Annotated in this window: 7 protein-coding genes; 3 read left to right on the forward strand and 4 right to left on the reverse strand. The window is 69.1% G+C overall.

The annotated features are described in order from the left end of the window. Window positions 1-156: 156 nt before the first annotated feature. The 4 genes from IEZ10_RS40175 to IEZ10_RS40360 form a co-directional block, all read right to left on the reverse strand. Window positions 157-2136 carry a S8 family serine peptidase gene (locus IEZ10_RS40175; protein ID WP_268246430.1) on the reverse strand — a complete coding sequence of 660 codons (1980 nt, stop codon included), beginning with the start codon at window positions 2134-2136 and terminating at the stop codon, window positions 157-159. A 240-nt stretch (window positions 2137-2376) separates the two neighbouring features. Beyond that, entirely contained in the window at window positions 2377-3981 is a 1605-nt protein-coding gene (locus tag IEZ10_RS37565; protein WP_229812056.1) for a phospholipase A2, read from the reverse strand. A gap of 178 nt (window positions 3982-4159) precedes the next feature. After that, complete coding sequence (locus tag IEZ10_RS37570; RefSeq protein WP_189251264.1) at window positions 4160-4675, reverse strand: IS3 family transposase; 516 nt, start codon at window positions 4673-4675, stop codon at window positions 4160-4162. Window positions 4676-4687: 12 nt separating this feature from the next. Further along, window positions 4688-5038, reverse strand: coding sequence for a protein kinase domain-containing protein (locus IEZ10_RS40360; RefSeq protein WP_189251265.1), 351 nt, complete (start codon window positions 5036-5038; stop codon window positions 4688-4690). A 560-nt stretch (window positions 5039-5598) separates the two neighbouring features. Between IEZ10_RS40360 and IEZ10_RS37580 the strand changes: the two genes are divergently transcribed. The 3 genes from IEZ10_RS37580 to IEZ10_RS37590 form a co-directional block, all read left to right on the forward strand. Next, window positions 5599-5889: a hypothetical protein gene (locus IEZ10_RS37580; RefSeq protein ID WP_189251266.1), complete on the forward strand. Its 291-nt coding sequence runs from the start codon at window positions 5599-5601 to the stop codon at window positions 5887-5889. After that, window positions 5886-6578: a hypothetical protein gene (locus IEZ10_RS37585; protein ID WP_189251267.1), complete on the forward strand. Its 693-nt coding sequence runs from the start codon at window positions 5886-5888 to the stop codon at window positions 6576-6578. The genes IEZ10_RS37580 and IEZ10_RS37585 overlap by 4 nt, the downstream gene beginning before the upstream one ends. 169 nt (window positions 6579-6747) lie before the next feature. Then, window positions 6748-7340 (forward strand): DUF4158 domain-containing protein (locus IEZ10_RS37590; protein ID WP_189251268.1); only part of this gene is annotated, 593 nt, incomplete at its 3' end.

Genomic DNA, 7340 nt, shown 5'->3' on the forward strand with positions numbered 1-7340 from the left:
TCCGCTGTCACACTTGTGGGCCGTGGGTAAGTCCTTGATCGCAAGGATGCCAGGGCTGGACGTGTTGCGACAGAGCGGAACGACCGGCGGCGAACGGCCGCCGCAGGCGATGCCCCGGCCGCGGAAGTGGCGGCCGGGGTGTTCGCGGTCATCCGGTCAGAAGGTGAGCCACCATCCGTCGATGTGTCCTGTGTCGCCGGCGGTGACGTCCTTGACGCGTAGCCTCCAGGTCCCGTTGGCCGGTGACGCGCTCGCGTTCACCCAGTAGACCTCCTGGATCTCGTCGGCGCTGTCGCCGGCGTCCGGCAGGCGCAGCTTGTAGACGGCGCCGCTCGGGCTGATCAGGTCGAGCTGCAGGTCACCTCGCCACGTGTGATCGATGACGACGCCGACCGTCACGTCGTCGTAGGCGTTGCCGGGGAACCACCCGGTGACCGTGATGGGCGATTCGACGGCGCCGCTGTCGGGGATGGAGTAGTCGGTCCAGTTCTCGAAGTAGGGGATGTCCATGGACCAGCTGTTGATGGTGCCGGTACCGCCGGAATAGGCGTCCGTGGCGCGCAGCTTCCACGTCCCGTTCGGAGCCGTCACCGCGCTGGCGTTCACCCGGTAGACCTCCTGGAGGGCCGTCGCGCCGCTGGGCGAGGGGTTCTGCAGGTGGTAGATCCTGCCGCCCGGGCTGACCAGGTCGAGCGCCAGGTCCCCGACCCAGCCGTGCGAGATGTCGACGTAGACGTTCAGGTACACCGGCCCGCTGCCGTGCAGGCCGCTCACCGTGATCGGCGATTCCGCCTTGCCCGGGTCCGGGATCTTGTACTTGCCGGTGTTGGCGAAGTAGCGCGGCCATTGCCCGGGGTCGGGCGTCGGCGTGGGGGTGGGCGTCGGTGTCGGTGTCGGGGTGGGGCTCGGCGCGGTGCCGAGGGCGGCGGCGTCCAGCCGGAGCCGGGGGGTGCCGGTGGACGCGTACGTGATCGTCTTGCCCGTGCTCTTCATCCGCGAGATGAGGTCGCCGATGCTCTCGGCGGGGAACTTCTGCCGGAGCACGGCCAGCGCGCCGGTGACGTGCGGGGCGGCCATCGAGGTGCCGCTCATGGTCGCCCACTTGCCACCGCGCGCGGAGGACAGGATGCCCGTGCCGGGGGCCAGCAGGTCCAGCAGCGCGCCGCGGTTGCTGAAGCCGGCGACGGCGTCCTCGTCGGTGGTGGCGCCCACGGCGACGGCCGAGGAGACGCAGGCGGGAGCGGACACGGCGTCGCCGTACCCGTCGTTCCCCGCGGCGATCACGGTGGCCACCCCCGCGGCCAGCAGGTCGTCGATGGCCGGTGCCCGCACGTCCATACCCCCGCAGTCCTCGGTGTGCCTGCCGGACCCCAGGCTCAGGTTGGCGGCCACGAGCGGGATGCCGGACTCCTTGAGCTCCAGGACCTTCTCAAGCGCGAGAAGCTGGGCGCTGGTGAAGCTCAGCACGCACGGCGCGGCACCCGCGCCGCAGAAGTCCTCGGAGTCGAACTTGCTGAACACCTGGATCGCGACCAGGCTCGCTCCGGGAGCCACACCGGCCGGCGGGGCCCCACCGACGTTCGCGCCGTTGCCGGCGGCGATGCCCGCCACGTGGGTGCCATGGTCACAGTCGAGCTGGGCGTCCGCGCAGGGTCCCTGGCCGGAATCGGCCGACCCGGTACCCTCCTGCTCGTCCTCACCGTTGGGGCACAGGCTGGAGGCACCGTAGACGGTGTCGGCGGGCGAGAAGCATGCCTCGGCGACGATCCGGCCGGCAAGGAAGGGGTGGGTGCGGGCCACCCCGGTGTCGAGCACGGCGACCGCGCTGCCGGCACCGGTCAGGCCCGCGGCCCTGGTCTTGTCGCCGCCGATCAGGGGGACGCTCTCGGCGAGGACCGGCGGCACCGGGACGTCCTCGGTGACGCTCACCACGCCGCTCTGTGCGGCCAGCTTGTCCAGGCCGGCCGCGTCGACCCGCATGGTGACCACCGGGTAGCGGGAGAAGGCCGTCAAGGGGGTTCCGGCGCCGGTCGCGGCGGCGAGCTGGGCCCGGGACCTGGTGACCACGTTGACGCGCACCTTGCGGTCGCCGGTCGTTCGCTTGCGGAGGGCAGGATCGACGGCGGGGGGTTGCACGCCGGGCGTGTCCACGCCGGACGGCTGGGGGGTCGGGGTCGCCGTCGCCGTCTGGACGCCCGGGAACGCCGTGACGACTAACGCTAACGTGACGGCCAAAAACCTTTTCATGGCATATTTCGCCCTGTCTATGGATAGCTGTGGCGCTGTCGATGCGGGTGTGAAGAAAAGGGGTGAAGACGAGGACCGGCGGCACCAGGTGGCGGGCCTCCCGCCACCCGGCCTGAAGGACTTACGCCTCTACTGCGGATTCCCGAATCTGCGGACGGCGTCGTAGTAAATAATCGCTATTCCTCGGCAGGTTGGGCGGGTAATAATGAAATAGCCGCCGCATACCTTGTCGTACATCGTGCCGAAGAACATGGCGTCCACGTCCGCCTTGCGATTCCGGTCCAGGTAATACTTGTACTTCATCTTCTTGTTAGTGATCAGCCCATAGCCGTAGTCGTGAGAGTCACAGGCCGGCCGGAAGTCGAAGCCCCCGGGCCTGCTTCCGGTAGGACTCGTGCAGTGGTCGTGATAGATGCCCCTGACCTTGAAGCCGCTGGCGGTCCGCTTCCAGCCGGGCCACTTCCAGCCGTGGTGATAGGCGAAGGCCGTGCAGCCCGACTTCGTGTACCACATCCACGTCTTCGCCGTGTTGCACTTGCTGGGGTAGGACTGCGGGGGGTCCACGCCGTCCGGCAGGAAGTCGCCCGCCGACGGTTCGGTGGCGGCACTGCCGTCCGCACCGGCCGGGCCCTCGGCCGGCTCGCCGGAGACCGGCCGGCCGGCGTCGGTCGCCGAGGCCACGGGGGCGGTGGCGCCCGCCGGGAAGCTGAGCCGCCACGCGCCGTTGGTGGCCGAGTCGATCGACGCCAGGCGTCCGGCCGCGTCGTAGGCGTAGGTCGCCTGGGTGGCGGCGACGCTGGGATCGGTCACCGCGCGCAACAGCCCGCCCTCGTCATACGCGTAACGAGCCTGCGTCTGCGGCGCTTCGGCGCCGAGGGCGACGGCGATCTCCTTGATCCGGCCCGCGTAGTCGCCGAACGAGGTACCGGTCGCCGTGGTCGCCGTGGCGTATTTGAAGGTGAGCAGCGCTTCAGGGCTCTGCACGCCGGCGGGCTCCCTGACGGAGCTGACCCTTCCCTGGCTGTCGTAGCCCACCGTCCTCGTGCCGTACGCGGCGGTGCCGACGCCGGTCACCCGCCAGTTGTCGGCGGCCGGCAGGCCGGACTGCCGCTGCCAGGTGTAGGTGGTGGTGAGGTCGTCGGCACTGACAGGGGAGCCGTCGGGGTTGGTCCAGGTGGCGTCGTCGGCCTGCCGCGTGGCCTCGTCGAGGGGGATCGTCTCGGTCATCGTGGTACGCAGCGCCCCGGCGGCCGCGTCCCATTTGGTCGTTTCGGTCACCTTGGAGCCGTCGGCGCTCTGGTACGTCTGGATGCCACCGCCGTTGGGCAGCGAGAGACTGCTCTTCAGGGCATACCGAGTCGGGACACCCTCCTCGAGATCGGTGACGACGATCGCCCCGTTCTGGGCCTCCAGCTTCCGATTGATCTGGCCGCCGGCGAACTCGGCGTGCCATCCAGGCCCGAAGACGCCTGCCTCGGGACGGGAGGCGGGCGCTGACTGCGGTTGCGCCAGGCCGCTGTCGAGGACGGTCACGCCGTGCTTGCGCATGATCAGGCCGTTGGACACGTCGAGCTCGGTGAGCTTGAAGGTCTTGGTGTCGGCGGAATACTGGCCGGGGCCCACCTCCTGGACCTCGGCCGGCGGCGGTTCGGCGACGGTGGCGGCGGACACCTCCGGAACGAGCTGGGAGACGAGTATCACCGCCATGGCGGTGGAGAACGTTAATCGGCGCAACTGGGGCCTCCGCGTGCAGGGGAAAGCGAATTGATCACCCGAAGGGTAAGGCCCGTATAAGTTCACGACAAGAGCTGGACAAAGCCGTGCGGAAATGTTCGAATCGGCAACGAGGCTATGTCCGCCAGCGTAATCAATCGCTCCGTCCCCGCAGGTTGCGGCTTTTTACATGGCGGGTCTATGGGGACTTTATGGCGAACGAATGGAATTGTCGAGGCTTCTTATGGCGCAGTGCCGTGATGAATTGTCGTCTTCGGACGGCGCGCCTGCCGGTAATTACATCCGCCCAGGTCATGACTCCGCGACGGCGCGAGCTCTGGCGCCTCGGGAGGCGGAACCACGTGCGGCATGATGATCGGCCGTGCTCCTTCGTGAGCGTGCCGTTGAGCGCCTCGGCCGCGGCCGGGCGCCCGCCTTGGCGGGTCAGCGACCGCCACTTCTTGGGCGGCCGCCCGGCCAGGCCGAGCTCGGCCATCCGTATCACCACCGTGTTCTTCGACACCCGCCAGCCGGCCTGGTGCAGGTCATGGGTGAACCGAGGGAAGCCATAGGTGCCCCTGGAAGCCTCGAACAGGCGGGTGGTCTCGGCGTCCAGAACACCACCGAGGAGACGGCGCCGGTGTGGCCGGTGAGGGGCCGGCCGAAGCGCCTGGGTGGTGAGGGCGGCTGAGCCGGTTTCGATGGCCTGCCGCATCGCAGCGGCATCTCAATGGCGTTGCCGGGGGTCTTTGGCCAGCGCGGTCGCCAGTACCTGCTCCCAGAAGAGGGCCAGGGCCGGATTCAGCTGCGAGAGCGGCTGCGGAGCCTTGTGCAGGTGCTGGAAGAGCACGACGGCAGGTGAGTCGCCGGTGAAGGGCGGTCGGCCGGTGAGCACCTCATACAGCACGCATCCGACCGAGTACAGGTCCGAGCGGGCGTCGGCGGGCTTGCCGTCGGCCTGTTCGGGCGACTTGTAGGCCGGGGTGCCGCCGAATCCGGCGCCAAGGGGTGATGCCGGGGTTCTGGGCGCCGGGCGCGCCCGGTAAGGCGCATGTCTTATCGCCGGATTCGGTTCCACCGCTCCTGAGGGGCCAATACCTGATCCGGCTACCGGGCTGACCTCCCTACGATCAGGCCATGACGATGTGCAGCGCCCTGGAGACCGGCTACCTCCTGGTGCTCAACGGCATGCGGGAACAACGTGTCGATGACCTCGATCCAGTGCAGGACTAAGCTCGCGGCTCTTTCGGCAACCGCGTCGGCCGGTTCGGCGCTGCGAAATGCCGGCGGCCAGGCAGTCGCGGGGACATGCCCCGGCCGGGTAGGCCGCCCGGGTGCAGCCGTACGCGCTGCTGATCGCGAGCATCGCTTCGTAGCGGGCTTTGCCGTGGCCGCCGGTGCCGGGGATGGGCAGCACCACCCAGTCGAACGGCTCGCTGGCCCGTTCGGTGAGGAGCCGCCCGCGCCCTCACCGCCGTCGAGGCCAAGCGACTCCTCGACCAGGCCCGCAAAGAACACGACAACACCGGCTGCACGCCCGGCACGAGCGCGGGCACCCGCCCCGCGGCCTGGCACCCTGGTATCAACAGCCCCGCCTCCGCGCCCCAGCATGCGCTCCCCGATGCCTGGCATGCCTCTGTGACGTCCCTGGCTGCCGCGTCGCCCTGCCCCGTCGTCAGGGATGACCGGAACTGGATCGAGGTCAGCAAGTACGTCAACGAAGTGAAGAAGCAGATCCCGGACAAGTACCGAGGCGACACCGGCCTGGTGAGCGGCCGGCATGGCCAGGGATTCAAGCGGTCGGCCGCGGCGCTGAAGGAGTTCGTAAGGGACGATCCTCATCTCCTTCCGGAAATCAAGGAAGAATCGCTGAAGACGGCCGGCCAGTGGCCGGCCAAGGCCAAGGGAATCGGGCACCGAGGAGGATGATGACGCTCGACCTGCCCGACTGCTTCCAGCGGATCCTGGACCTGCTGGAAGCCGCGGAGGACGAGGAACAGCCGGAGACAGGGCCGGGGCCCTGCCTGAGCAGGCTGCTGGCGGAGTCCGAGGCACTGGCCGAGCAAGCGCCCGGGGTGGCCGACACCCACTACATACGTGGTTACGCCCTCTTCCTGCTCTCCCGGCAGGAGACCGCCGTCGCGCAGGAGGCGCTGGAGGAGATGGCTCTGGCGATGCGGCTGCGGCCTGGACACCATTGGGCCCGCTACCACGCCATCATCCTCTGCCACGAGAAGGGTGACCACGCCTCGGTGGTACACCACTTCGAGACCCTGAACCGCGCGTACTTCGCCCGGGACGGCAAGGACTGGCGTTACCTCGTCGCCTGGCAGTACGCGATCGACGGCCTCCTTCGCCTGGGCCGGGCCGACCGGTTCGAAGGCGAGCTGACGAATCTGGTGCGGGCCTACCTGGACCATATCGACGACCCTGACGAACTCCTGCCCCGGCCCGGCCTCCTGTTCAACCTGAACCGTGACATCCGCCAGGGGCGGCTGGACGTGCTCCCCGAAGCTGTGGCGCGGGCCTGCGCACAATTCCTTGAGGACCGGCTTGCCTTGCTCATCCCCGGCGGCTGGGGCCGCGAAAGCGACCTCTCCGACGGGCGCGCACGTTGATGTTCGGTGCGGGCGCGCTCAACCAGCAGTCATGGGAGAACGCCCGCCCCTGCCCAGGATCGGCCTTCGGGGAGGATCGGACCGGATTTTGGCGCTACGGAGTCGATCTTGACGATGATTCGGTGACGACGCCTGTTTGCCCTGGTCGAGCGCCCTAACGTGCCTGCTCATGCCTGTGGATTTCCTCTCAGATGAGCAAGTAGCCCGCTATCGCCGGTTCCGGCCCGAGGTGTCGGTGGCCGAGCTCGAGCAGTTCTTCCGGCTGGACGCCAAGGCGCTGCAGGCGCTGGCGGGTAAGCGCCGTCCGGCGACGAAGCTTGGGTGGGCGGTGCAGTGGGGCACCGTGCGGATGCTCGGCGCCTTCCTGGCCGAAGACCCTCTCGACGTGCCCAGGGACGTGTTGGAGTTCGCCGCCGAGCAACTCGACATCGACCCGGCGGGCGCGCCGGAGTGCCTGACCCGGCCGAAGACCGCCTGCGAGCACGCCTGGGAGATCCGGGATCTGCTGGAGCTGTCGGAGTTCTCCAAACGCGAGCAGGAGGTCCGCGACCACCTGGCCGCCCGGGTCTGGTCGACGATCGAGGGGCCGCGGGCGTTGTTCGACCGTGCCGTGGCGCGCATGCTGCGCGAGGGCATTCTGCTGCCCGCGGGGATCACCACGCTGACCCGGCTGATCAGTGAGGTGCGCCGGGCCGAGCACGCCCGGTTGTATCGCACGCTGGCCGAGCGCGCCGGCCCGGAGCTGCGGGCGAGGCTGGCCGA

It is taken from the genome of Streptosporangium pseudovulgare (genome assembly GCF_014648055.1).
In the GTDB taxonomy this organism is placed as follows: domain Bacteria; phylum Actinomycetota; class Actinomycetes; order Streptosporangiales; family Streptosporangiaceae; genus Streptosporangium; species Streptosporangium pseudovulgare.

Bases quoted from the DNA above. Each gene is read 5' to 3' on its own strand.
- IEZ10_RS37570 (WP_189251264.1), bottom strand. From the start codon at position 4,675: ATGCGGCAGGCCATCGAAACCGGCTCAGCCGCCCTCACCACCCAGGCG.
- IEZ10_RS37585 (WP_189251267.1), top strand. From the start codon at position 5,886: ATGATGACGCTCGACCTGCCCGACTGCTTCCAGCGGATCCTGGACCTG.